The organism is Streptomyces sp. NPDC088400, from assembly GCF_044753355.1.
GTDB lineage: Bacteria > Actinomycetota > Actinomycetes > Streptomycetales > Streptomycetaceae > Streptomyces.
The window spans coordinates 170,468-193,892 of record NZ_JBIVMZ010000004.1 but is presented as its reverse complement, the minus strand read 5'-3'; the positions used below and the strand labels follow the sequence as shown (position 1 = coordinate 193,892).

The following is a 23,425-nucleotide window of genomic DNA, read 5'->3' as shown; positions in this document are numbered from 1 at the left end:
CTTTCCCCAGCCGGTGGACACCCGCCGCCGTGGAGGACGGTCACGTCTCCCAGACCTTGAACGCCCGTACGCGGTACGGCGAGCGGGGCAGCCAGGTGCCACCTCCCGGATAGGTCTCGAACTCCCCCGTCTCCGCGCACTCCTCGGACTGATAGGTGGTCACCGGCCGCCCGGTGCGGTTGGCCAGCGAGTGGGCGGTGACGCCCGCCGGGAGCGGCACACAGCTGTCGATGTCGATGCTGGACAGCTCATGCGTCCGCCGTGAGCCCTTGAAATCGTCCTTCTCCCAGAGGCACAGTTCGCCCGCCGCGCACTCGCCGAGCCGGGGCGGGGCGGCCTCGGCGACGGTCTGAGGCAGCAGGGCGGCGACAGCCAGCACCCCTACGGCGACGGCTTTCGGAGCCCGCGCGGAGCTCCTTTTCGGCGTACCGGCGGAGACGGCGCCGGGCGTACGGGCGACGCCCTTCGGCGTGCCGGCGGAGACGGCTTTCGGCGTCCCGGTGCATGTGGTCGTGCGCATATGGATCAGTCCCCGTGTCGTATCGGATCGGTCGGCGAAAAGGTCGGTCGACGCCTCGGTTCACGAGCCGGTCGGCGATTCGCTCGACAGCAGCCTGACCTGCGGCGCACGGCCGGCGGAAGGGGGTCCGGGCTCCCTCCACCCGGATAGGCGACAGCCCCGCCGGAACCTTCCGGCGGGGCTGTCACAGGCACGGAGTTGACGTCGGGTCACCCGCGGATTGACATCAGATGTGCACCCCTCCGCCCGCCGCGTCCGCGTTGTCACCGCGCTTCGTCAGCAGGGCGACAAAAACCGCCACGGTCGCGACACCGGCCGCGACCAGGCAGGCCAGCCCCATGCCGGACATGAAGGTCTCGTGGGCGACGCTCGTGATCTTCTCGCCGATCGCCGCCGGGGTGTTCGGCGGTACCGGAGCCACCCCGACCTGGACCGCCTCGGTCGCCTGACCGACCTGCTCGTCGGTGAGCGGCGGCAGACCGGCGCCGGTCCAGTTGCCGGGCAGGTCGGAGGAGACCTTCGAGGCCATGACCGCGCCGAGCACCGCCGTACCGAGGCTGCCGCCGATCTGCATCGCGGACTGCTGAAGGCCGCCGGCCACACCGGACAGCTCCATCGGGGCGTTGCCCACGATGACCTCGGTCGCGCCCACCATCACCGGGGCCAGACCGAGACCGAGCATCGCGAACCAGATCGACATGGTCACGGTGCCGGTCTCCGTGTCCAGGGTGGACATACCGAACATGGCGACCGCCGTGAGCACCATGCCGCCGGCCAGCGGGATACGCGGCCCCAGCTTCGTGATCGCCAGACCCGCCAGCGGCGAGCCGACGATCATCATGCCGGTGAGCGGCAGCAGACGCAGACCGCTGTCGACCGGGCTCATCCCGTGCACGTTCTGAAGGTAGAAGGTGACGAAGAAGAGGCCGCCGAGGAAGGCGACGGCCATGAGCACCATCAGGATCACACCGGCGGACAGCGGTACGGAACGGAAGAGGCCCACCGGGACGAGCGGTTCCGCGACCTTGGTCTCCCAGACCGCGAAGAGTACGAAGCAGGCCAGCGCGATGCCTATGAAAAGCCAGGTCATCCCGTCGCCCCAGCCCCATTCCGGGGCCTTGATGATCGCCCAGACCAGACAGAACATGGCGGCGGAGAGCAGCAGGATACCGAGAATGTCGAACGACCTCGGGGCGTTCTCGGCCCGGTGGTTCTTGAGGATCAGCGCGCCGGTCACCAGCGCCACCACACCCACCGGCACGTTGATGAAGAAGACCGACTGCCAGCTCACATGCTCGACCAGTACGCCGCCGATAATCGGTCCGCCCGCGGTGGAGGCGCCGATGACCATGCCCCAGACGCCGAGGGCCATGTTGAGCTTCTCGGCGGGGAACGTGGCACGCAGCAGACCCAGCGCGGCGGGCATCAGCAGGGCGCCGAAGAGGCCCTGGAGCACCCGGAAGCCGATCACGAGCGCGATGCTCTTGGACATGCCGATGGCCCCCGAGGCCACGGCGAAACCGACCACGCCGACGAGGAAGGTCTGCCGGTGGCCGAAGCGGTCACCGAGCTTGCCGGCCGTGATCAGTGCCACGGCGAGGGCGAGGAAGTACCCGTTGGTGATCCACTGGACATCGGCGAAGGTGGCACCGAGGTCGTCGCGGATGACCGGGTTGGCGATCGCGACGATGGTGCCGTCCAGGGCCACCATCATGACGCCGATCGCGACGGAGAACAGGGTCAGCCAGGGATGGCCGCGCAGTCCTCCGGACGGCGCCGATGGTGGAGGTTCCGGGCTCTGCGGCGCCTTGTCGACGGCAGTCTGACTAGTCATATCCGGAAGATAATGTCAGCGACTGACAGTTGACAAACCAATTCACAAGCCGGTAGCTGTCAGGTGACCCACGACTACACTGAGCAAGCCGGATCAAGGAAAGCGGTGCACATGAGGGCCATGTGGTGACCCCCACGCACGACATCACCACCGAGCAGCCGGCCGTTCAGCCGGCTGAACGGCCGGCCGGGCTGCGCGCCCGCAAGAAGCGACGCACGCACGACGCCCTGCTGCGCGTGGCGCTTGAACGGTTTACCACTCAGGGGTACGAACAGACCACCATCGACGAGATCACGGACGCCGTGGAGGTTTCGCAGCGCACCTTCTTCCGCTATTTCGCCAGCAAGGAAGAGGTCGCCTTCACCGCGATGGACATGGTCGAGGACGCGCTCATCGAGGCGCTGCGCACCCGGCCCGCCACAGAGCCACCGTTCGAGGCGATGCGGCACGCCATCACGTCCGCCTGGAGCACCGTCGTCGAGACCATCGAGACCGTCATGCCGGTCGGGCTCTACATGCGGACGTGCCTGATGATCGAATCGACCCCGCCCCTCGCCGCCGTCCATCTGCGGCGCTCCGTCGACCTTGAGGACGGGCTCGCACGGCTGATCGCCGACCGCGAAGGCCTCGACGTGAACACGGATCCGCGGCCACGGGTGGCCGTCGCCGCGTTCACCGGGGTGATGCGGCTGACCGGACGGCTCTGGGGCCGGAGGCAGGAAGCGGACCTGGAGTCGCTGCGCGAGCTGACCGAGCTCTATCTCGACCAGCTGACCCCGGTACTCGCCGGGGAGTGGCAGCGGCCGGAGCGAGAGGGCTCGGGGCCCGCCTGACCACGCGCCTCCGCCTGCCCCGCACGCCTCCGCGTACGCCCACGCTCCCGCGGCACCTCCGCGCACGCCCAGGCCGCTCCCGCGGCGCCTCCGCGTACGCCCGCGTGGCACGCCACGCCGAATGCCCCTTCGTTTCCGTTCCGTTCCCATTCCGTGCCCGCCCCGTGCTTGCCTCGCCGCCACCACGCCCTCGTTCCGTTTCCGCTCCGGGCGCCCGCGATGCGCCGGAGCGTGTGTGCGGCGTGCACAATCGGTGAGGTTACCGGCGGTTCAACCCCCCGGAACCCGTGATCTGCCTCACCCTCGTCGCGAGGGCCCCCGCGCTCGGCCTAGGGTTATGGGCAGTGACTTCCTTCGACTCCTCCCCCACCCTCGGCGCATGGCGGGCTCTGCTCGCCATCGCCGTGGTGTTCGTGATGCTGGCGTCCACCGGATGGACCGCTGTCCAGCATCAGCGCGATCCCGGCGAGCCTTTGAAGGTCGCCCTGTCGGCGTGGGAGCGGGGCCGGATAGGAGCCCACGACCTGCCGTCGCCGAACACCTCGGCGAAGCGGCTGGCCTCTTTCTTCGCCTCCCTCAGCACCACTCAGCAGGAGAGGCTGACCACCCGGTATCCGCTCGTCGTCGGCAATCTCAACGGTGCGCCGGTCACGCTGCGCTACCGCGCCAACCGGCTGGCCCTGCTCCATGCGCGTGGGGTGGAGGAGCGCCGTATGCAGGACGGCAGGCTGTCGGCCGACGGCCGGCAGCAGGCGAGCCGCCGGATGAGCCGGTTCGAGTCGATGCTCAGCAGCGGTCGGCAGATTCTCGCTTTCGACCCGTCGGGGAAGGGCCGGGCGGCCGAGGTCTTCGGTGATCTCGACCGCGCCGAGCGCGTCTCGGTGGTGGTTCCCGGAGTCGACACGAACGTCCTGACGTTCGAGAAGACGAACCGCCCCTACACGGCGCCGGTGGGCATGGCCGAGTCGCTGTACTCCGCCGAACAGAAAGCCGATCCCGGCACCCCTACCGCCGTCATCGCCTGGGCCGACTACACCTCGCCCGCCGGTCTCGGTGTGGACGCGGCGATCGGCAAGCTCGCCGAGGACGGTGCCGTACGGCTCTCCGCGCTCACCGCGGCACTGCCGGGGAAGTCCCGGGTCTCGCTCTTCTGCCACAGCTACGGCTCCGTGGTGTGCGGCGTCGCCGCCCATACGCTGCCGGGCCGGGTCACGGACGTGGCGGTCGCGGGCAGCCCCGGGATGCGGGTCGGGAGCGCGGAACAGCTGCGCACCAACGCCCGCGTGTGGGCCATGCGTGACCAGGACGACTGGATCCAGGACGTCCCGTACATGGCGGTCGGCGGGCTCGGACACGGCGCGGACCCGGTGACCCGGGCCTTCGGGGCACGGGTGCTCTCGTCGTCCGGCGCGGTCGGCCACGCCGGCTACTTCCAACCCGGTACGGAGAGCCTCGACAACTTCGCGGACATCGGGGTCGGTTCGTACCGCGCGGTGACCTGCGCGGACGGCGCGACGGCCTGCCGGAGCGGAATCGCCTCGTCCGGCGTGAGCATGGCGGGCTGAGACCGACCGGCGGAGGGCTGGTGCCTGTTGATCCACGAACAGGCTCAGGTCAAGGACCGGTTCGGGGCGCGGATCGGTCTCAGGGGCGGCCCGAAGCGGCACGGGAACGGTCTCAGGGCGGGGCGGGAACGGGCTCGGACCGTGGCGTACATCGGACGCGCGTAGAAATGGTTCGCTGCGGCAGGGGACTCAGGCGCGCGCGCCGCCTACGATGAAGCACATGGGTGATGTGCTGGCGGGGATTCATGCCACCTGGGAGTTCGAAAGCGACTCCGTGCTCATCCGCTTCGAACGGGGGATACGGACGCCGAAGCTCTTTCAGGCGCTCGGCGAACGTCGCATCCCCCACGAGGCGTTGTCATCGGTGTCGCTCACTCCCGGCAAACGCGGAACGGTGGTGCTGCACGCTGTGCCGAGAGCCGGCGCCGACCCCCTCGTGGAGGCGGCGGCCGGGCAGCTGAAGGCGAGTGGTGATCCGTACCGGCTGGTGCTGCCGGCCGATCGCGAGACCCTCGCGGAGTACTACGCCGACGAGTTGCGGGCCGCGCTGGCCCGTACGCGAGGCCGGGGCCAGGGGCTGTCCCTGGAGCAGGAGGCTGCCGAACGCTATCTGGTGGCCGCGCCCGAACCTCCCCTGAACTTCAAGGCGTACGACGGCAAGGCCTCCTTCGACGGGGAACGGGTCGTCTTCCGCTGGTTCTGGACGGGCGCGTCCTCCGCCAAGTGGAAGGCGGGCGATCAGGACCTCCCGGTCGGGGAGTTGCAAGGGGTCGAATGGCGCTCTCCCGAGCTCTTCGACGGCTATCTGCGACTGCTGCGGCGCGACGGAGACGGTACGGGGCCGGCGCAGCCGCCCCAGGTGGACCACGACCCGGCGGCCGTTGTCTTCGGGCTCGGCTACGGACCGGTGCACGAGTCGCTGCCGTTCGCGGCGGCCGTCCTGGAAGCGGTCCAGGGCGCGGCGACGAACCGTGCCGTAGTCCCGGTGCACGCCGTGGTGTCCGGCCGTCGCGACCCGGCCGACGTCGCGGACCGGATACGGCATCTCGGCGAGCTGCATCAGGCGGGACTGGTGACGGACGAGGAATTCACGGCGAAGAAGGCGGAGTTGCTGGCGGAGCTGTGACGGACAGACCTCCGGACGGGACTGTGACGGTCAGCCGTCCGGCCGGGACCGGGACGGACAGCCCTCCGGACGGGACCGGGACGTCATACCCCGGTATGACATTCGGACCAGCTCCCCGGTATGACGCCCGTCCACCCGGCGCTGCCTACCCTGTAACGGGTCATGAGTAGCGCACCCCCGCCCGCACCCCCGCCCGCACCCCGTAACCCGCCACGAGCCCCGCTCGGTTCGCGGACTCCGCTCGGCTCGTGGGCGCTCCCCGCGCTGCGGGCGCTGTTCGGCGCGCTGCGCACGCCGGCGGAATCCACCGAGCCGCTGTTCGCCCACGCGCCCCGGCCGTGGCAGCGGCTCGCGCCGTACGTCGTGGCGTTCGGCTTCGCCGTGTCGCTGCTGCCGACCACCACATCCGTCCTCATGGGCGACTACCGGCTGGGCGGCGCCTGGTCGGGCGCGCTCGCCACCGCGCAGAGCGCGCCCCTGCTGCTCGCGGTGACCCGGCCCCTCCAGGCGTGGTGGATCATCTTCACCGCCGATGTCGTCGGTGCGGTGCTGCTCCAGAGCGCGGACGGCATCGCGGGCCGCTCCTGGCCGTGGCCACCCACGGTCATCGTCGGTTACGTGGTGCTGATGATCTGCCTGGGGCTGCGTGCATCACGCCGTACTCTGCTCGCCGTCTGGCTGGCGACGGGCGCGGCCGGCTTCTTCTTCGAACTGATCTCGCAGAAGCACAGCGACGGCTCCCATCTGCTGTTGACCGTACTCGCCGGCGTGACACTGGTCGTTACCGCCGCGCTGCGCGAACGCGGCGACGCCCAGCGCAAGTTGGTGGAACAGGAGAACATCAGCGAGGCGGAGCGCGCCCGGCGCACACTGCTGGAGGAGCGCGCCCGTATCGCCCGTGAGCTGCACGATGTGGTGGCCCACCACATGTCGGTGATCACGGTGCAGGCGGACTCCGCCCCGTACCGGATCGAGGGCCTGCCGGACCCCGCGCGCGAGGAGTTCTCCACGATCGCCGCGAGCGCGCGCGAGTCGCTGGCCGAGATGCGGCGGCTGCTCTCGGTACTGCGCAGTGACGGTACGGAGAGCGAGCGGGCGCCGCAGCCGGGGCTCGACCGGGTGCAGCAGCTGGTGGAGGCGACGGTACGGGCCGGAGTCCCGGCCGAGTTGTCGCTGGCCGCCGACCTGGGTCCCGTACCGCCGGCCGTGGATCTGTCCGCGTACCGCATCGTGCAGGAGGCACTCGCCAACGTGGTGCGCCACGCGCCCGGCGCGCGGACCCGGGTCTCGGTGACCTCCGACGGCGACCGGCTGACCGTCCTCGTCGTCAACGGCCGTACTGAAGGCCGCACTTCACCGCTGGAGACCACCGGGACAGGGCACGGGCTGGTCGGGATGCGTGAGCGCGTACGGCTGACCGGTGGCACGCTGGACACCGGTCCGCTGCCCGACGGCGGCTTCCGGGTGGCCGCACAACTCCCCCTCGCGGACGCGGCCCGGCTCCGCCACGCGGACCCGGCTCCTACCGGCTCCGACTCCGGCCCGAAGGACTCCCCTTGACCATCCGTGTGATCGTTGTCGACGACCAGGCCATGGTGCGCGCGGGGTTCGCCGCGCTGCTCTCCGCGCAGGCCGACATCGATGTGGTCGGCGAGGCGCCGGACGGCCGCCGGGGCGTCGAGGTGAGCCGTTCCGTCCATCCGGACGTGGTCCTGATGGACGTCCGGATGCCGGAGATGGACGGACTGGCCGCCGCCCGGGAGCTGTTGAACCCGCCGGCGGGCGTGGTCCATCTCCCGAAGGTGCTGATGCTGACCACCTTCGACGTGGACGACTATGTGTACGAGGCGCTGCGCGCCGGGGCGTCCGGGTTCCTGCTCAAGGACGCGCCCCCGGCCGACCTGATCGCGGCGGTACGGATCGTCGCGGCCGGCGAGGCGCTGCTCGCGCCGTCCGTGACCCGACGGCTGATCGCGGACTTCGCCCAGCGGCGGCCCGCCCCGCGCAGGGACCCGTCCCTGCGGCTGAACGGCCTCACCCCTCGCGAGACCGAAGTGCTCGAACTGATCGCCCGGGGCCTGTCCAACCAGGAGATCGCCGACCGTCTCGTGGTCGCCGAGCAGACGGTGAAGACCCATATAGGCCGCGTACTGTCCAAGCTCGATCTGCGCGACCGCGCGCAGGCGGTGATCTTCGCGTACGAGTCGGGCCTGGTCACACCGGGCGACGCGCCCGCCTGACTCCGCCCCGGCGCGGACCGGCGCGCCCCGGCTCGGACCGTTCCCTTTTCCGTTCCAGGACCACCCCTACCCAGGTATCACCCGGCAGTTGGCTCCCCGGTGTGACGCCCGCCCGCGCACCGTCTCCTTACCTTCCTGCTCGCCACCTCCACGGACGAGCAGCAGAAGAAGGAGGCGCACATGCGCCGCTACAAGAGGACCCTGGCCGCCGCAGTGCTGGCGACGACCATGGCCGGGGGCACGGTGGGCTGGGCCTCCGGGAGTGCGCAGCGGGCCGTGACCGGGCCGCCCGTGGGGAGCGCCGCCTGGCGTGCGGATGGTTCGCTCGGCCGGGCCCTGCCCGATCCGGCGACGGCCTCACCTGCCCAAGTGTCGCGATTCTTCGCCTCGCTGACGCCGCGTCAGCGACAGAAGCTGCTCCGCGATCATCCGCTCGTCGTCGGCAATCTCGACGGTGCGCCGGTCGCACTGCGGTACGAGGCCAACTCCCTGGCTGTACGGGCCGAGCACGACCCGCGCTACGACCGGCTCGCGGAACCCGGCCGCCAGATCCTCGCCTTCGACCCGCGCGGCCGTGGACAGGCCGCCGAGGTGTACGGCGATCTGACCGGCACCCGTCATGTGTCCGTCGTCGTACCGGGTTCGGACATCGACGCGGCGAACTTCGACCGTACGCACGATCCTTACGGCACCCCCGCCGGTATGGCCGCCTCGCTGCGAGCCGCGACGGGCGGCCGTACCGCCGTCGTCGCCTGGACCGGCTACACCACTCCCCTCGGGGTCGGCCCGGATGCCGCCGGCGGTGATCTCGCCGAGGCCGGAGCGGCGCGTCTGGCCCGGTTCACCCAGGGGCTCGCGGCGGCCGGGGCCGAGAAACCCGTGCTGTTCTGCCACAGCTACGGCTCCGTGGTGTGCGGGCTCGCCGCCCACGCGGTGAACGCCTCCGACATCGTGGTGCTCGGTTCCCCCGGTATGCGCGCCGCCGACGTGGCGGACCTCCGTACCGACGCACGCGTCTGGGCCGCCAAGGACCGTTCCGACTGGATCTCGAAGGTCCCGAACGTCGAACTCATGGGCCTGGGACATGGCCAGGACCCGACCGCACGGGACTTCGGCGCCCGCCGGGTGCCCGCCGAGGAGGCCCGGGGGCACACCGGCTACTTCGCCCCCGGCAGCGACTCGCTCCGCGCTTTCGCCGCCATCGCGCGGGGAGAGACTCGGGGAGACGTCCGATGAGCCGGACAGATTCCACGAGTCCCACACGCCCGACCCGCCGGACGGCGCTCGCCGGGACCATCGAGAAGATCGAGGCACGCACCCCCGCCCACCGCGACCGCGCGATCGACGGACTGCGCGCCCTCGCGGTGCTCGCCGTACCGACCGGGCACTGGCTGCTCGGCGGCTTCACCCTGGACCGTGACGGCGCGCTCCACAACGCCAGCCCGCTCGCCACCTTCGGCGGCTTCGCGCCCGTGAGCTGGGTGCTCCAGATGCTGGGCATCTTCTTCCTGGTGGGCGGGTACGCCTCCGTGCTCTCGTACCGCAGGAGGCCGGCCACGACCAGCGCCTGGCTCCGGCAGCGTCTGGTCCGGCTGGGCAGGCCCGTCCTCGGGGTGACGGCCGTCTGGGCGGTGCTGGTCCCGGTGCTGTACGGGCTCGGGGTGCCCGAGGCCACTCTGCGTACCGGATCGACGCTGATCGTCCAGCCCCTGTGGTTCGTGGGCGTCTACACCGTGGTGACCGCGCTGACGCCGTACTGTGTGCGCGCCGCGCACGCGATGGGCGCCTGGGCCGCCGCTCCCCTGTTGGTGACCGTCGCCGTCGTCGACTTCCTGCGCTACGGACCGTACGCCGACACCATGCCGTCCTGGCTGAGCATGGTGAACGTGCTGCCGGGCTGGCTCTTCGCCTATCAGATCGGGGTCTCCTGGGGCGAGGGCAGGATCGGCCGGCGAGGGGCCCGGGTCCTGCTCGTCGGCGGTTCGGTCCTCTTCGCCGCGCTGCTGCTCGTCTTCCACTACCCGGCGTCGATGGTCGGCGTCCCCGGTGAGGTCCGTACGAACTCGCATCCGCCGTCACTGCTGGTCCTCGCCCTGGCCGCGGCCCAGAGCGGCGCGGCGATCCTGCTGCGGGACCGGATCGGACGTCTGCTGACGAAGCCCGCCGTGTGGGCGCCGGTCGTCGTCGTCAACCTCTCCGCGATGACGATCCTGTGCTGGCACCAGACGGCGATGCTCGCGGTCGCCGTGCCCGGCTCCTTCCTCGGTCCGGTGGCGGGCCTGACGACCGCCCCCGACTCCCTGGGCTGGATCGTGGCCCGGCTGACCTGGATGCCGCTGTTCGCCACGCTGCTCGTGGTCATCGGGCGGTACGCGCGCGGCTTCGACGGGCCCTGGAAGACGGGGACGCGCGCGGCGAAAGCCCGCCGCGCGGCAGCGGCGGGGCTGCTCGCGGCGGGCTTCGCCCTGTTCGCGCTGGGGCTGACGTGAGCCGGAGGCCCCGGCGGCAGCCGACAGGAGCTACGGGGTCACGGCGGCCCCGGCAACCCCGGCGACCAGGGGGCCCGCAGCGCCTACGAGGACTCCTCGCGACCGGCCGAGGTGAACGTCATGTCGTAGTACCGGCCACCGGCCACCCGGTCCGCGATCGGCTCCAGCAGCTGAAGCTCGCTCTCGGTGAGGATCAGGTGCGTCGCCGCGGTATTCTCCTCGACCCGGCTGCGCTTGCGGGTCCCCGGGATCGGTACGACGGCCAGCCCGCGCACCGCCGCCTGCTGCTGCACCCAGGCGAGCGCGACCTGCCCGAGCGTGGCGTTCCGCCCCTCGGCCATCTTGCGCACCGGTTCGAGCAGCGCGGCGTTCGAGGCTGCGTTGTCACCGGTGAAGCGGGGCTGCTGGCGGCGGAAGTCGTCGGCGCTCAGTTCCTGGTCGGCGTTGACGAACGCGCCGGTCAGGAAGCCACGCCCGAGCGGCGAGTACGGCACGAGCGCGACACCCAGCTCGGCGGCGGCGGGCACGACCCGCGCCTCGATGTCCCGGCTGAACAGCGACCACTCCGACTGCACGGCGGCGATCGGGTGCACGGCGTGCGCCGCGCGCAGCTCGTCGGCGGTGACCTCGCTGAGCCCCAGGTACTTGACCTTGCCCTCGGCCACCAGTTCCGCCATGGCGCCGACCGTCTCCTCGATGGGGACGTTCACATCGCGCCGGTGCATGTAGTACAGGTCGATCTCGTCCACCCCGAGGCGCTGGAGGCTTCCCTCGACGCACTCGCGGATGTACGGGCGGTCATTGCGGATGACCCGCTTGGTGGGGTCGGCCCGGTCCATCCCCAGCGCGAACTTCGTGGCCAGGATGATCTCGTCGCGGTGCTCCCGGACAAACGGCGCGATGAACTTCTCGTTCTCGCCGAATCCGTACACGTCCGCCGTGTCGTACAGCGTCACACCCAGCTCGAAGGCGCGCTCCAGAGTGGCCCGCGCCTCGTCCACGTCCGTCGGCCCGTACGCGAAGCTCATCCCCATGCAGCCGAGGCCCTGAGCGCCGACCTCCGGGCCCCCGGCTCCGAGCAGCACCTTTTCGATCTTGTCGCTCTTGCTGTCGCTCATCAGGGTTCAGACCCTCTCCGACGCCTTGCGGGCGTCCGCGTAAATACCGATCTTCAGATCGAGAACGGCGACCGTGTCCTGGAGCTCCTCGATCCGGTCCAGCACATCACGCCGCGTGCTCTCCAGCAGCTCCTGCCGCTCCTCGAACGTCTCCTCACCTGCCCGGACCAGCTCGGCGTAACGGACCATGTGGGCCACCGGCATCCCGGTCAGCCGCAGCTTTCCGACGAAACCGAGCCAGTCCAGGTCCTTGTTGCTGAAGCGGCGCTGCCCGGTGTGCGACCGGTCCACGTCGGGCAGCAGGCCGATCCGCTCGTACCAGCGCAGGGTGTGGGCGCTGAGGCCGGTGAGGGCGGCGACCTCACTGATCGTGTACCGGTCCTTGCCGTCCGGACGTGGATGCGCCGGAGGAGCCGGAGCGCAGCCGTCCACGCGATCCGTCCGTACGAGCCTGCCCTCGGTCAGCGTCATGATGTCAACGCTAAATCCTTCGAGTGCACTCCAAGCAAGGGGAAAAGGTCAGGAGTTTCGTGGCGCCCCCGATTGGGCTCCTGCCCCAGGAACCTCACGGTCCTGGGGCGCCCCCGCACCCACCCCCGCGACGCCGCCTCCCGATCGCCGGTCGGTCCAAGACCGGCCGACGATCGGGGGGTGGGAGAAGGAGCGGGAGTGGGTGCGTGCAGGTGCAAGGCGGAGGACCGAGTCAACGCGGAGCGTTGGTGAGGGACGACAACGCCGCAGATGCGCGTGCCCACCCCCGCGACGCCACCCCCCGATCGTCGGCCGGTCTAAAGTCGTAGCCATGCAGAGCAAGGCGCTGATCGAGAACTGGCCCGTGACTACCGCAGCGGCCGCCGTCGTACGAGCCGACGGCACCGTCTTCGCGTCGTACGGCCCCACGTCGCACCGCTTCCCCCTCGCCTCCGTGACCAAGCCGCTCGCCGCGTACGCGGTGCTCGTGGCGTACGAGGAAGGGGCGATCGAACTGGACGAGCCGGCCGGGCCCGAGGGGTCCACGGTCCGTCATCTGCTCGCACACACGAGCGGTCTGGCCTTCGACGAGCACCGCGCGTCGAGCGGGCCCGGCACGCGCCGGCTCTACTCCAACGCGGGCTTCGAGGTGCTCGGCGACCATGTCGCCAAGGCCACCGACATCCCGTTCGCCGACTACCTGCGCGAGGCGGTGCTCGAACCGCTCGGGATGGACGCGACGTCCCTGGACGGTTCGCCCGCCAAGGACGGCGTCTCGACCGTGGACGACATGGTGCGGTTCGCCGCCGAGCTCCAGGCGCCCCGGCTGCTCGACGCGCGCACGGTCCTCGACGCGATGACGGTCGTGCACCCCGGGCTGTCCGGTGTCCTGCCCGGTTACGGCAACCAGAAGAACAACGACTGGGGTCTGGGCTTCGAGATCCGGGACGCCAAGTCCCCGCACTGGACGGGTGGTTCGTCCTCGCCGCGTACGGTCGGGCACTTCGGCCAGTCGGGTACGTTCCTGTGGGTCGACCCGGACGCGGGGGCGGCGTGTGTGGCGCTGGCCGACCGGGACTTCGGCTCGTGGGCGATCGAGGCCTGGCCGCCCTTCACCGACGCCGTGCTGAGCGAGCTGCGCTCAGCCTGACATCTCCCAGAGCAGCACTTCGGCCGACGGCGGGGTTCCCGGCCCCGCCGCCGGATCCCTTCCCGACGGCTCCAGCCCGGTCGCCGTCAGCTCCAGGCCCGCCGCGTCCGTGATCCGCGCCGAGTCGCCGGGCCCCAGCTCCGTACCCGCACCCGTATCCGTATCCGTACCGACACTCCCGCCCTGCCCCGCGCCGCCGTCGAGCCGTACCCCGCCGCGCACCACATGGACGTACACGGACCGCGCGTCCGGCACGGCGGAGCGCTCACCCTCCTGGAGTCGCCGCACGTGCAGCATCGCCCCGGCCTGCGGAAGGGCGTACGGCGTGGAGTCGGCGATGCCCCGCACGATCTCGTACACCGGCTCGCCGCCCGGCTCCAGCGGCGCGAGCCACATCTGTACGAAGACCAGCGGCCGCTCGCCGTCGTTGCGCTCCACATGCCGCACTCCGCCGGCCGAACTGAGCCGCTGGACGTCGCCCGCCCTGACGACCGTGGCGTGCCCGGCCGAATCGCGGTGTGTCAGCTCGCCCTCGACGACCCAGGTGACGATCTCCGTATGGCTGTGGGGATGCTCGTCGAATCCCGCACCCGGCGCGAGCCGCTCCTCGTTGCAGGCGAGGACCGCGCCGAAGCGCAGGTTGTCCGGATCGTAGAAGTGTCCGAAGGAGAAGGCGTGCAAGGACTCGATGCCCGCGGCCGGGTCGCCGCCGGCGTAACGCTCCGCCGCGTGCCGTACGAAAATCACGGTCCCACGGTAGTGGAGGGCGTCCCGTGGGCCGGATCGGATCACATCGAACCGGACCGCACAGAACCAGACAGGACCGGCCGAGCGGGCCACATTCACTCAGGATCGATCAGCTTGGATCAAGCCTGATCCAGCCCGATCAGGCCGGATCGGCGCGCGGGCCCCCCGCGCGGGAAAGATCCACAGGACGCACCCCTCCACCCCACCCCCGCGCCGCCCCTTCCCGATAAGGCAGTCTTGTCCCCGTGTCTGAACCCTCGAACGAACCCCATCCGCATCCCGCGACGCTGCGGCGGCTGGAACAGTCATCAGGACGGCTCGCCGCGAGCGCCATCGCCCGTATGGACGAGACGCTGCCGTGGTACCGGGCGATGCCGCCGGAGAACCGTTCCTGGATCGGGCTGGTCGCCCAGGCCGGTATCGCCGCGTTCACCGAGTGGTTCCGTCACCCGGAGGCCCCGCAGGCCATCTCCACCGATGTCTTCGGCACGGCACCGCGCGAGCTGACGCGCGCGATCACACTGCGCCAGACCGTGGAGATGGTGCGGACCACGATGGTGGTCATGGAGTCGGCGATCGAGGAGGTCGCGGCGCCGGGCGACGAGTCCGTACTGCGCGAGGCACTGCTCGTGTACGCGCGGGAGATCGCCTTCGCGACGGCCCAGGTGTACGCGCAGGCCGCCGAGGCCCGGGGCGCGTGGGACGCGCGGCTGGAGTCCCTCGTCGTGAACGCCGTGCTCTCCGGGGAGGCCGACGAGGGCGCGATCTCCCGGGCGGCGGCCCTCGGCTGGAACTCGCCCGAGCATGTCTGCGTACTGCTCGGCACCGCCCCGGACGGGGACAGCGAACTGATCGTCGAGGCGATCCGCCGGGCCGCCCGGCACGCCAAGCTCCAGGTCCTCACCGGGGTGCTCGGCGACCGGCTCGTGGTGATCGCCGGCGGCAGCGACAACCCCCTCCAGGTCGCCAAGTCACTGATCGGCCCCTACGCCGCCGGTCCGGTGGTGGCCGGTCCGGTGGTGCCCGACCTGCTGGCCGCCACTAAATCGGCGCAGGCCGCGGCCGCCGGGCTCAAGGCCTGTTCCGCCTGGCAGGACGCACCGCGCCCGGTGCTCGCCGACGATCTGCTGCCGGAGCGCGCGATCGCCGCCGACCCCGCCGCGCGCGACCAGTTGGTGGAGGAGATCTACAGACCGCTGGAGGAAGCGGGGTCGGCACTGCTGGAGACTCTGAGTGTCTATCTGGAGCAGGCGAGCAGTCTGGAAGGCGCCGCCCGGATGCTCTTCGTACACCCCAACACCGTGCGCTACCGGCTGCGACGTGTGACTGACGTCACCGGCTGGTCACCCTCCGATGTCAGGTCCGCCTTCACGCTGCGGATTGCCCTGATCCTGGGACGCCTGGCCGACGGGGATCCCCAGTCCTAGACTTTTGTCGTACCCCAACAATTACCCCGACAGTTCTTCGTCCCTGTCCCCACGGGCGCCGAGGACCGTCCGCAAGAGAGAGTGTGAGGGTGCTCGTACTCGTCGCTCCCGGCCAAGGCGCTCAGACGCCCGGCTTCCTGACCCCCTGGCTCGACCTCCCCGGTGCCGAAGATCGGCTGCGGGCCTGGTCCGACGCCCTTGACCTGGACCTTGTCCACTACGGCACAGAAGCCGACGCGGACGAGATCCGTGACACCGCCATCGCCCAGCCCCTGCTGGTCGCCGCCGCACTGCTGTCCGCCCGTCAGCTCTTCCCGGCCACCGAGGACGTGGCACGTGAGGTCGGCGCCACGGCGGGCCACAGCGTCGGTGAACTGGCCGCCTCGGCGCTGTCCGGTGTGCTCACGGACGACGAGGCCCTGAAGCTCGTACGGGCCCGTGGCCTGGCCATGGCCGAAGCCGCCGCGGTCACGGAGACCGGGATGGCGGCGCTGCTCGGCGGTGACCCCGAGACCACCGTCGCGCATCTGGAGAAGCTCGGCCTGACCCCGGCCAATGTGAACGGCGCCGGCCAGATCGTGGCCGCGGGCACGCTCGAACAGCTCGCCGCGCTGGAGTCCGACAAGCCGGAGGGCGTACGCCGTGTGGTGATGCTCAAGGTCGCCGGGGCGTTCCACACGGAGCACATGCTCCCCGCGGTCGCGAAGCTCGAAGCGGCCGCCGCCTCGCTCGACGCCGCCGCCCCGGCCGTCCCGTACGTCTCGAACCGGGACGGGCTGGCCGTCGCCACCGGTGCCGAGGTCGTGACACGCCTGGTCGGCCAGGTCGCCAATCCGGTCCGCTGGGACCTGTGCATGGAGACTTTCCAGGACCTGGGCGCGACCGCGCTGATCGAGCTGTGCCCCGGCGGCACCCTCACCGGCATCGCCAAGCGCGCCCTGCCCGGTGTGAAGCCCCTGGCGCTCAAGACCCCCGACAACCTCGACGCCGCCCGGACGCTGATCGCCGAGCACTCCTCCACGGCTGAATAGGAGTCCGAGAGCATGTCGAAGATCAAGCCGAGCAAGGGCGCCCCGTACGCGCGCATCATGGGTGTGGGCGGTTACCGCCCGACCCGTGTCGTGCCCAACGAGGTGATCCTGGAGACGATCGACTCGTCCGACGAGTGGATCCGCTCGCGCTCCGGCATCGCGACCCGGCACTGGGCCTCCCCCGAGGAGACCGTCGCCGCGATGTCCATCGAGGCCTCGGGCAAGGCGATCGCCGACGCGGGGATCACGCCCGAGCAGATCGGCGCCGTGGTGGTCTGCACCGTCTCGCACTTCAAGCAGACCCCGGCCGTCGCGACCGAGATCGCCGACAGGATCGGCGCGGGCAAGCCGGCCGCGTTCGACATCTCGGCGGGCTGCGCCGGCTTCGGCTACGGGCTGACCCTGGCCAAGGGCATGGTCGTCGAGGGCTCGGCGGAGCATGTCCTGGTGATCGGTGTCGAGCGGCTCTCCGACCTGACCGACCTGGAGGACCGCGCGACGGCCTTCCTGTTCGGTGACGGCGCGGGCGCGGTCGTGGTCGGCCCGGCGAAGGGCCCGATGATGGGACCGACCATCTGGGGCTCCGAGGGTGACAAGTCCGACACGATCAAGCAGACCGTGCCGTGGGACGATTACCGCAACGGCACCGTGGCGAAGTTCCCGGCCATCACGCAGGAGGGCCAGGCGGTCTTCCGCTGGGCCGTCTTCGAGATGGCGAAGGTCGCCCAGCAGGCGCTGGACGCGGCCGGGATCAGCGCGGCAGACCTGGACGTCTTCATTCCGCACCAGGCCAATATGCGGATCATCGACTCGATGGTGAAGACTCTCAAACTGCCGGAGAGCGTCACGGTCGCCCGTGACGTGGAGACCACCGGCAACACCTCGGCCGCCTCGATCCCGCTCGCGATGGAGCGGCTCCTGGCGACCGGACAAGCGAAGAGCGGTGACACCGCGCTCGTCATCGGCTTCGGGGCGGGTCTCGTGTACGCCGCGACGGTCGTTACCCTCCCCTAGGCACACCGGATCTTTCCGGAGCGTGTTCCCATATTTCCGTCAGCTCAATATCGAAGGAGCGCCCACATGGCCGCCACCCAGGAAGAGATCGTCGCCGGTCTCGCCGAGATCGTGAACGAGATCGCCGGTATCCCGGTCGAGGACGTTCAGCTGGACAAGTCCTTCACCGACGACCTGGACGTCGACTCGCTGTCCATGGTCGAGGTCGTCGTCGCCGCCGAAGAGCGCTTCGACGTCAAGATCCCGGACGACGACGTCAAGAACCTGAAGACGGTCGGCGACGCCGCCGCCTACATCCTGAAGCACCAGGCTGCCTGACCCGGGCAGCACGGCTGACGCCACCTGGTGGTGGCGCCGTAAAAATTCAGCACCCTCTACACGTGGAGAAAGAATTCCAGTGAGCTCGACCAATCGCACCGTGGTCGTCACCGGTATCGGCGCAACCACACCGCTGGGTGGCGACAGCGCATCGACCTGGGACGGCCTGCTCGCGGGCCGCTCCGGGGTACGTCCCCTGGAGGACGAACGCTTCGCCGAGCTGCCGGTCCGTATCGCCGCCACGGCGGCGGTCGACCCGGGCGATGTACTGCCCCGTCCGCTCGCCCGCAAACTGGACCGTTCGGCGCAGTTCGCGCTGATCGCGGCCCGGGAGGCCTGGGCGGACGCGGGTTACACCGCCAGGGCCGGCGACGACACCTCCGTCGACCCCGACCGGCTCGGCACCGTGATCGCCTCCGGCATCGGCGGCGTGACCACCCTGCTCGACCAGTACGACGTGCTCAAGGAGCGGGGCGTCCGCCGCGTCTCCCCGCACACCGTGCCGATGCTGATGCCGAACAGCCCCTCCGCCAACGTCAGCCTGGAAGTGGGCGCCCGCGCGGGCGTGCACACCCCGGTCTCCGCCTGCGCCTCGGGCGCCGAGGCCGTCGGCTACGCGGTGGAGATGATCCGCACCGGCCGCGCCGACGTGGTCGTCACCGGCGGTACGGAAGCGGCCATCCATCCGCTGCCCGTCGTCGCGTTCGCCAACATGATGGCGATGTCCAAGAACAACGACGAACCCACCAAGGCATCGCGGCCGTACGACAAGGCGCGTGACGGCTTCGTCCTCGGCGAGGGCGCGGGCGTCCTCGTCCTGGAGTCCGCCGAGCACGCGGCGAAGCGCGGGGCGCGGGTCTACTGCGAGGTTCTCGGCCAGGGCCTGTCCTCGGACGCCCATCACATCGCCCAGCCGGAGCCCACCGGCCGGGGTATCGCCAAGGCGCTCCAGAACCTGCTGGACTCCACGGACCTCAAGACGTCCGAGGTCGCCCACCTCAACGCGCACGCCACGTCCACGCCGCAGGGCGACCTGGCGGAGATCAAGGCGCTGCGCATGGTGCTGGGCGACGATCTCGAACATGTCGCCATCTCCGCCACGAAGTCGATGACGGGCCACCTGCTGGGCGGGGCGGGCGGCATCGAGACGGTGGCCACGGCCCTCGCGCTGTACCACCGCACGGCCCCGCCGACGATCAACGTCGACGACCTGGACGACGAGGTGGACGCGGACGTCGTACGCGACGAACCGCGCGCGCTTCCGAGCGGCACGATCGCGGCGATCAACAACTCGTTCGGTTTCGGCGGCCACAACGTGGTGCTGGCGCTGCGTACGGTCTGATCGCACGACGCGCGAACGAGACGCCCGGCCGGGGCTTCCCCCGGCCGGGCGTCTCGTTTCGTCTGTACGTGTCGTGTCCGGACGGGGCGGTCTCTTCCGTACGCGTCTGTCTCGTCCGCCTCGTCCGTCCGCCTCGTCCGTACGTGCCGGTCTCAGCGGTCGAAGCTCGCGAAGTACGTCGCCGCCATGTCCTTGTCGCCGTGCCCCTGGGCCTCCGCCCGGCGGAAACGTTCCGCGCCCGCTGCCGCGACGTCCAGGCGTACGCCTTCGGCCGCACCGGCCTCGACGATCAGGCGGGCGTCCTTGCCGGCCGTGGTGACCGAGAAGCTCGGGGTGTAGTCGTCCCGCATGATCGCGGCGGCCTTGGCGTGGAGGTAGCCGCAGTCCAGGGAGCCGCCGGCCATCGCCTCCAGGAAGTACTGCGGGTCGACGCCCAGGCCCTTGGCCAGGGAGAGCGCCTCGGCGGCACCGTTGGTGAGGGCCAGCACCCAGCTGTTGCAGACGAGCTTCAGGCGGCTGGCCGCGCCGGTGGTGCCGTCGTCGGACAGCCAGACCGTACGCCGGCCCACGGCGTCGAGGACGGGGGCCAGCGGGGTGCGGGCCTCTTCGGGGCCCGCCGCAAGGATGAGGAGTTCGCCGTCCTCGGCGGGTGCCTTGGTTCCGAGAACGGGGGCATCGACGAAGACCAGGCCCTGCCGGCGGGCCAGATCGGCCAGCGGGGCGATGGCCTCGACTCCCGCGGTCGTGGACTGGAGCCAGATGGCGCCGGGCCGCAGTCCGGGGCCCGCGGCCGTCATGGCCTCCAGCGCGGCCGGGCCGTCGTACAGCATGGTGAGGACGACATCGGCGTCGGCCACAGCCTCGGCGGGCGTGGCGGCGACCGTGGCACCGTCGGCGGCGAGGGGTTCGGCCTTGGCGAGGGTCCGGTTCCAGACGCGGACGTCGTGGCCGGCGCGGCAGAGATTACGGGCCATCGCGGCGCCCATGATGCCGGTGCCGAGGACAGCTACTGCGAGTTGGTCAGGCATGGGACCACGGTAAGACGGCTCGCTCCGGCGCGCTCGGAAGGCCGGGAGGGCGATCGGTCCGAGGTCGGTCGGTCCGAGGGCGAGGTCGGCCAGGCGCGCGCCCGGAGCGTCGAGCTGAGCGCGCCCGGAGGCTCCGGTGCGCTCAGACGACCTGGTGCAGCCAGCGGACCGGGGCGCCCTCGCCCGCGTACCGGAACGGCTCCAGTTCGTCGTCCCACGGCTTGCCGAGCAGCTTGGCGACCTCCGCCTCCAAGGCGGTCTCACCCTGCTGGGAGCGTACGAGCGCGGCGCGCAGCCGGTCCTCCGGGATCAGGATGTCGCCGTGCATGCCGGTGACGGCGTGGAAGATGCCCAGGTCGGGAGTGGCGCTGTAGCGCTCGCCCTCGGCCGTGGCGCACGGCTCCGCGGTCACCTCGAACCGGAGCATCTGCCAGCCGCGCAGTGCGGAAGCGATCTTGGAGCCGGTGCCCGCCCGGCCCTTCCAGGACACCTCGGCTCTCCAGGTGCCCGGCGAGGCCGGCTGCCGGATCCAGTCGAGCTGGACCCGCTGGCCCAGCACACCAGCCACCGCCCATTCGACGTGCGGGCACATCGCGCGCGGTGCGGAGTGCACGTACAGAACTCCACGTGTCGTCACCGGGACCTCCAGTGTGGGACGAGGTTCGCCTTTCCCAGCGGCCTCAGTAAACAGCATCGGGAGTAAAACTCCGCAAAAGGGACAGCATGTGACGTGATGTAATTTACCGGAGCCCAGAGATCTGGCGCCTCTGGTTCGACGTGGGAAAAGCTACCGTGCGGCGAGGGACCCGGGGTGACGTACCGTCGGTCTCGGCTCCGATATACGCGAAGCTTTCACTCGCCAGGAGGCCGCCGGATGTCTGAAGGCACCGTAGGACGCCGAAGATGCCAGAGGACACCAGACGACGCCGACCGGGGAGGCCTTGGTGCGGAAGACCCTTGAGAGCTCGGAACGAGGCGGAAGCCCCGTCCCGGGCCGGGGCGCGAGCAGCGCTCCGGGCCGGCCGCACGACCCTGCGCGGGACCGTGTCCTGAGTGGGAGCGAGCGGCGGGGTCCCGGGCACCGGTCACGGGCCGGCGTCGCCGCCATGACCGCCACGCTGCTCGCCGTGTCCGGCGCGCTGGCGGGCTGCTCCGGGTCCGGCGACGGGGACGCCGAGCCGTCCCCGCGCCCCACTCCCGTCTGGAACCGCAGCCCCGCCTCGGTGGCCGCCGTCGGCGACTCGATCACCCGCGGCTTCGACGCGTGTGTGGTGCTCGCGGACTGCCCGCAGGCGTCCTGGTCGACGGGTACGGACAGCGAGGTGCGCAGCCTCGCTCTCCGGCTCCTGGGTGCGCCCGCCACGAAGAACCGCAGCTGGAACCACGCCCAGACCGGCGCCAAGATGTCCGACCTGCCCGGCCAGATGGCGCAGGCCGCACAGCGCGAGCCCGAACTGGTCACGGTCATGGTGGGGGCCAACGACGCCTGCCAGGACACGGCGAGGCAGATGACACCGGTCGACGACTTCCGCACGTCCTTCGAGGCGTCGATGCGTCAACTGCGCGCCGGGGCGCCCAAGGCGCAGGTGTACGTGTCGAGCGTGCCGGACCTCAAACGGCTCTGGTCGACCGGGCGCGGCAATCCGCTGGGCCGGCAGATCTGGAAGCTGGGGATCTGCGCCACGATGCTCGGGGACTCGCAGGACATGAGCGAGCGGGCGAAGAAGCGGCGGGACAACGTCTACGAGCGGGTCGTGGCGTACAACGGGGTGCTGAAGGACGTGTGCGCGAAGGACCGGCGCTGCCGGTACGACGGCGGTGCGGTCTTCGACTACCGGTTCACCGGCGAGCAGTTGAGCCACTGGGACTGGTTCCATCCGAGCAAGAACGGGCAGGGCCGGCTCGCGGAGATCGCGTACCGCAATGTCACGTCGGCCAAGCCGCCCGCGTAGAGCCTGATTTCCGGACGGCGTGAGTGACTCCGGCCGCGGGCAGCGCGGCGTAGGGTCCTGATCGTGACTGTCATGAACACGGAACGTGTCGGTACGACCCCCGAGGGCACGCCCTTTCACCGCTGGACCCTCGAACGCGCCGGTACCCGGATACGGCTGCTGACGTACGGCGGTGTCCTCCAGTCGGTCGAGGTGCCCGACCGGAACGGGAACGTCGCCGACGTGGTGCTCGGCTTACCGGACGCCGCGGGCTATCCGGAGTCCCGAGGGTCGTATTTCGGTGCCCTGGTGGGCCGTTACGCCAACCGCGTCGCGGGAGCGGCCTTCACTCTGGACGGCCGGACGTACCGGCTCGCGCGCAACGACGGGCCGAACAATCTGCACGGCGGCGAGGAAGGCTTCGACCGGCGGGTGTGGGACGCGGAGGCGGTCGGCGGCCACGGCGTACGGCTCTCCCGGATCAGCCCGGACGGCGAGGAGGGATTCCCCGGCCGCCTGGAGGTCTCGGCGACGTACACGCTGGACGCGGACGGCGCGCTGCGGATCGGCTACCGCGCGGTGACGGACGCCCCCACGCACGTCAATCTGACGAACCACACGTACTGGAACCTGACCGGCGCGGGCAGCGGCCCGGCGACCGGGCACCTGCTGCGGATCGCGGCCGGACGGATCACTCCGGTGGACGACTCCACGATGCCGACCGGGGAGCTGGCGCCGGTCGACGGCACGCGCTTCGACTTCCGTACGTCGCGCCCGGTGGGTCCCGGCTACGACCACAACTTCGTTCTGGACGGAGACGAGAGCCAGGACGGGGAGAGCCAGGACGGGGAGCGGACCGCGGCCGAGCTGTACGACCCGGTGTCAGGGCGTGTGCTGACCGTCGCCACCACCGAACCGGGGCTCCAGCTCTACACCGGTGACCACTTCGACGGGAAGCCGTACGGTCCCGGCGAGGGCATCGCGCTGGAGACCCAGCACTTCCCGGACTCCCCCAACCGGCCCGCTTTCCCGAGCACGGTGCTGCGGCCCGGCGAGGTGTACGCGTCGAGCACGACGTATGCCTTCGGTGTGCGCCGGTAGACCAACGTGGCAGACCGGCGAGGAGCGCGCATACGGCCCCGGGGCGGTGTCAGGTCCGCCCCGGGGCCGTACGTTTCTCCACCCCGCGCGCCGGTACGCGGTTGCGCCCGCGCGCCGGTACGTGGTTGCGCCCGCGCGCC

The 23,425-nt window shown here is 70.9% G+C and carries 22 protein-coding genes; 15 read left to right on the top strand and 7 right to left on the bottom strand.

Features of this window, described 5'->3' with window-relative positions; all coding sequences use genetic code 11:
- Window positions 1-40 precede the first annotated feature (40 nt).
- Window positions 41-379, bottom strand: coding sequence for a peptidase inhibitor family I36 protein (locus ACIQD6_RS12135; protein WP_401881706.1), 339 nt, complete (start codon window positions 377-379; stop codon window positions 41-43).
- A gap of 367 nt (window positions 380-746) precedes the next feature.
- Window positions 747-2,354, bottom strand: a complete 1,608-nt coding sequence (locus ACIQD6_RS12130) for an MFS transporter (RefSeq protein ID WP_401881092.1) — start codon at window positions 2,352-2,354, stop codon at window positions 747-749.
- 125 nt (window positions 2,355-2,479) lie between these two features.
- Here ACIQD6_RS12130 and ACIQD6_RS12125 point away from each other — a divergent pair, with 125 nt between their 5' ends.
- The 7 genes from ACIQD6_RS12125 (at window position 2,480) to ACIQD6_RS12095 (ending at window position 10,607) form a co-directional block, all read left to right on the top strand.
- Complete coding sequence (locus tag ACIQD6_RS12125) at window positions 2,480-3,187, top strand: TetR/AcrR family transcriptional regulator (RefSeq protein WP_401881090.1); 708 nt, start codon at window positions 2,480-2,482, stop codon at window positions 3,185-3,187.
- Between the two features lie 344 nt (window positions 3,188-3,531).
- Window positions 3,532-4,752, top strand: coding sequence for an alpha/beta hydrolase (locus tag ACIQD6_RS12120; protein ID WP_401881088.1), 1,221 nt, complete (start codon window positions 3,532-3,534; stop codon window positions 4,750-4,752).
- 220 nt (window positions 4,753-4,972) lie between these two features.
- On the top strand, window positions 4,973-5,878 hold the full coding sequence (locus ACIQD6_RS12115; protein ID WP_401881086.1) for a DUF4429 domain-containing protein: 906 nt from the start codon (window positions 4,973-4,975) through the stop codon (window positions 5,876-5,878).
- A 162-nt stretch (window positions 5,879-6,040) separates the two neighbouring features.
- On the top strand, window positions 6,041-7,438 hold the full coding sequence (locus ACIQD6_RS12110) for a sensor histidine kinase (RefSeq protein WP_401881084.1): 1,398 nt from the start codon (window positions 6,041-6,043) through the stop codon (window positions 7,436-7,438).
- Window positions 7,435-8,118, top strand: coding sequence for a response regulator (locus ACIQD6_RS12105; protein ID WP_401881082.1), 684 nt, complete (start codon window positions 7,435-7,437; stop codon window positions 8,116-8,118). The genes ACIQD6_RS12110 and ACIQD6_RS12105 overlap by 4 nt, the downstream gene beginning before the upstream one ends.
- A gap of 180 nt (window positions 8,119-8,298) precedes the next feature.
- Window positions 8,299-9,354, top strand: a complete 1,056-nt coding sequence (locus ACIQD6_RS12100; RefSeq protein WP_401881080.1) for an alpha/beta hydrolase — start codon at window positions 8,299-8,301, stop codon at window positions 9,352-9,354.
- Window positions 9,351-10,607: an acyltransferase gene (locus ACIQD6_RS12095; RefSeq protein WP_401881078.1), complete on the top strand. Its 1,257-nt coding sequence runs from the start codon at window positions 9,351-9,353 to the stop codon at window positions 10,605-10,607. Before ACIQD6_RS12100 ends, ACIQD6_RS12095 begins: the two co-directional genes overlap by 4 nt.
- An 83-nt stretch (window positions 10,608-10,690) precedes the next feature.
- Here ACIQD6_RS12095 and ACIQD6_RS12090 read toward each other — a convergent pair whose 3' ends face one another.
- Together ACIQD6_RS12090 and ACIQD6_RS12085 are read right to left on the bottom strand one after the other, a co-directional pair.
- On the bottom strand, window positions 10,691-11,725 hold the full coding sequence (locus ACIQD6_RS12090; protein ID WP_401881076.1) for an aldo/keto reductase: 1,035 nt from the start codon (window positions 11,723-11,725) through the stop codon (window positions 10,691-10,693).
- A 6-nt stretch (window positions 11,726-11,731) separates the two neighbouring features.
- Entirely contained in the window at window positions 11,732-12,196 is a 465-nt protein-coding gene (locus ACIQD6_RS12085) for a MerR family transcriptional regulator (RefSeq protein ID WP_401881074.1), read from the bottom strand.
- A 331-nt stretch (window positions 12,197-12,527) separates the two neighbouring features.
- Here ACIQD6_RS12085 and ACIQD6_RS12080 point away from each other — a divergent pair, with 331 nt between their 5' ends.
- Window positions 12,528-13,346: a serine hydrolase domain-containing protein gene (locus tag ACIQD6_RS12080; RefSeq protein WP_401881073.1), complete on the top strand. Its 819-nt coding sequence runs from the start codon at window positions 12,528-12,530 to the stop codon at window positions 13,344-13,346.
- Here ACIQD6_RS12080 and ACIQD6_RS12075 read toward each other — a convergent pair.
- Window positions 13,338-14,093, bottom strand: a complete 756-nt coding sequence (locus ACIQD6_RS12075; protein ID WP_401881071.1) for a pirin family protein — start codon at window positions 14,091-14,093, stop codon at window positions 13,338-13,340. The two genes, ACIQD6_RS12080 and ACIQD6_RS12075, sit on opposite strands and share 9 nt — an antisense overlap.
- A 245-nt stretch (window positions 14,094-14,338) precedes the next feature.
- Between ACIQD6_RS12075 and ACIQD6_RS12070 the strand changes: the two genes are divergently transcribed.
- The 5 genes from ACIQD6_RS12070 to fabF all read left to right on the top strand — a co-directional run bounded on the left by ACIQD6_RS12070 (window position 14,339) and on the right by fabF (window position 19,225).
- A complete protein-coding gene (locus ACIQD6_RS12070; protein ID WP_401881069.1) occupies window positions 14,339-15,520 on the top strand; it encodes a PucR family transcriptional regulator in 1,182 nt (393 codons plus the stop codon).
- Window positions 15,521-15,603: 83 nt separating this feature from the next.
- Window positions 15,604-16,551 carry an ACP S-malonyltransferase gene (locus ACIQD6_RS12065; protein WP_401881067.1) on the top strand — a complete coding sequence of 316 codons (948 nt, stop codon included), beginning with the start codon at window positions 15,604-15,606 and terminating at the stop codon, window positions 16,549-16,551.
- A gap of 12 nt (window positions 16,552-16,563) precedes the next feature.
- Window positions 16,564-17,565, top strand: a complete 1,002-nt coding sequence (locus ACIQD6_RS12060) for a ketoacyl-ACP synthase III (RefSeq protein WP_401881065.1) — start codon at window positions 16,564-16,566, stop codon at window positions 17,563-17,565.
- A gap of 66 nt (window positions 17,566-17,631) precedes the next feature.
- Window positions 17,632-17,883: an acyl carrier protein gene (locus ACIQD6_RS12055; RefSeq protein WP_401881063.1), complete on the top strand. Its 252-nt coding sequence runs from the start codon at window positions 17,632-17,634 to the stop codon at window positions 17,881-17,883.
- Between the two features lie 79 nt (window positions 17,884-17,962).
- The gene (fabF, locus tag ACIQD6_RS12050; RefSeq protein WP_401881061.1) at window positions 17,963-19,225 is read left to right on the top strand and encodes a beta-ketoacyl-ACP synthase II; all 1,263 of its coding nucleotides are present in this window, start codon (window positions 17,963-17,965) and stop codon (window positions 19,223-19,225) included.
- Window positions 19,226-19,377: 152 nt separating this feature from the next.
- On the opposite strand, the gene ACIQD6_RS12045 is transcribed toward fabF, so the two are convergent.
- Together ACIQD6_RS12045 and ACIQD6_RS12040 are read right to left on the bottom strand one after the other, a co-directional pair.
- Window positions 19,378-20,253 carry an NAD(P)-dependent oxidoreductase gene (locus tag ACIQD6_RS12045; protein WP_401881059.1) on the bottom strand — a complete coding sequence of 292 codons (876 nt, stop codon included), beginning with the start codon at window positions 20,251-20,253 and terminating at the stop codon, window positions 19,378-19,380.
- A 142-nt stretch (window positions 20,254-20,395) separates the two neighbouring features.
- Complete coding sequence (locus tag ACIQD6_RS12040; RefSeq protein WP_401881057.1) at window positions 20,396-20,890, bottom strand: DUF3145 domain-containing protein; 495 nt, start codon at window positions 20,888-20,890, stop codon at window positions 20,396-20,398.
- Between the two features lie 469 nt (window positions 20,891-21,359).
- Here ACIQD6_RS12040 and ACIQD6_RS12035 point away from each other — a divergent pair, with 469 nt between their 5' ends.
- Together ACIQD6_RS12035 and ACIQD6_RS12030 are read left to right on the top strand one after the other, a co-directional pair.
- Window positions 21,360-22,205: an SGNH/GDSL hydrolase family protein gene (locus ACIQD6_RS12035; protein ID WP_401881055.1), complete on the top strand. Its 846-nt coding sequence runs from the start codon at window positions 21,360-21,362 to the stop codon at window positions 22,203-22,205.
- Between the two features lie 72 nt (window positions 22,206-22,277).
- Window positions 22,278-23,285 (top strand): aldose epimerase family protein, encoded by a 1,008-nt coding sequence (locus ACIQD6_RS12030; RefSeq protein WP_401881053.1) that lies wholly within the window; start codon window positions 22,278-22,280, stop codon window positions 23,283-23,285.
- The last annotated feature ends 140 nt before the right edge of the window (window positions 23,286-23,425 follow it).

What these genes read in the sequence shown, in the direction of transcription:
- ACIQD6_RS12130 (WP_401881092.1), bottom strand. Translation starts at nt 2,354, where the DNA reads ATGACTAGTCAGACTGCCGTCGACAAGGCGCCGCAGAGCCCGGAACCT.
- ACIQD6_RS12115 (WP_401881086.1), top strand. Translation starts at nt 4,973, where the DNA reads ATGGGTGATGTGCTGGCGGGGATTCATGCCACCTGGGAGTTCGAAAGC.
- ACIQD6_RS12110 (WP_401881084.1), top strand. Translation starts at nt 6,041, where the DNA reads ATGAGTAGCGCACCCCCGCCCGCACCCCCGCCCGCACCCCGTAACCCG.
- ACIQD6_RS12100 (WP_401881080.1), top strand. Translation starts at nt 8,299, where the DNA reads ATGCGCCGCTACAAGAGGACCCTGGCCGCCGCAGTGCTGGCGACGACC.
- ACIQD6_RS12095 (WP_401881078.1), top strand. Translation starts at nt 9,351, where the DNA reads ATGAGCCGGACAGATTCCACGAGTCCCACACGCCCGACCCGCCGGACG.
- ACIQD6_RS12090 (WP_401881076.1), bottom strand. Translation starts at nt 11,725, where the DNA reads ATGAGCGACAGCAAGAGCGACAAGATCGAAAAGGTGCTGCTCGGAGCC.
- ACIQD6_RS12085 (WP_401881074.1), bottom strand. Translation starts at nt 12,196, where the DNA reads ATGACGCTGACCGAGGGCAGGCTCGTACGGACGGATCGCGTGGACGGC.
- ACIQD6_RS12080 (WP_401881073.1), top strand. Translation starts at nt 12,528, where the DNA reads ATGCAGAGCAAGGCGCTGATCGAGAACTGGCCCGTGACTACCGCAGCG.
- ACIQD6_RS12060 (WP_401881065.1), top strand. Translation starts at nt 16,564, where the DNA reads ATGTCGAAGATCAAGCCGAGCAAGGGCGCCCCGTACGCGCGCATCATG.
- ACIQD6_RS12055 (WP_401881063.1), top strand. Translation starts at nt 17,632, where the DNA reads ATGGCCGCCACCCAGGAAGAGATCGTCGCCGGTCTCGCCGAGATCGTG.
- ACIQD6_RS12045 (WP_401881059.1), bottom strand. Translation starts at nt 20,253, where the DNA reads ATGCCTGACCAACTCGCAGTAGCTGTCCTCGGCACCGGCATCATGGGC.
- ACIQD6_RS12035 (WP_401881055.1), top strand. Translation starts at nt 21,360, where the DNA reads ATGACCGCCACGCTGCTCGCCGTGTCCGGCGCGCTGGCGGGCTGCTCC.
- ACIQD6_RS12030 (WP_401881053.1), top strand. Translation starts at nt 22,278, where the DNA reads ATGAACACGGAACGTGTCGGTACGACCCCCGAGGGCACGCCCTTTCAC.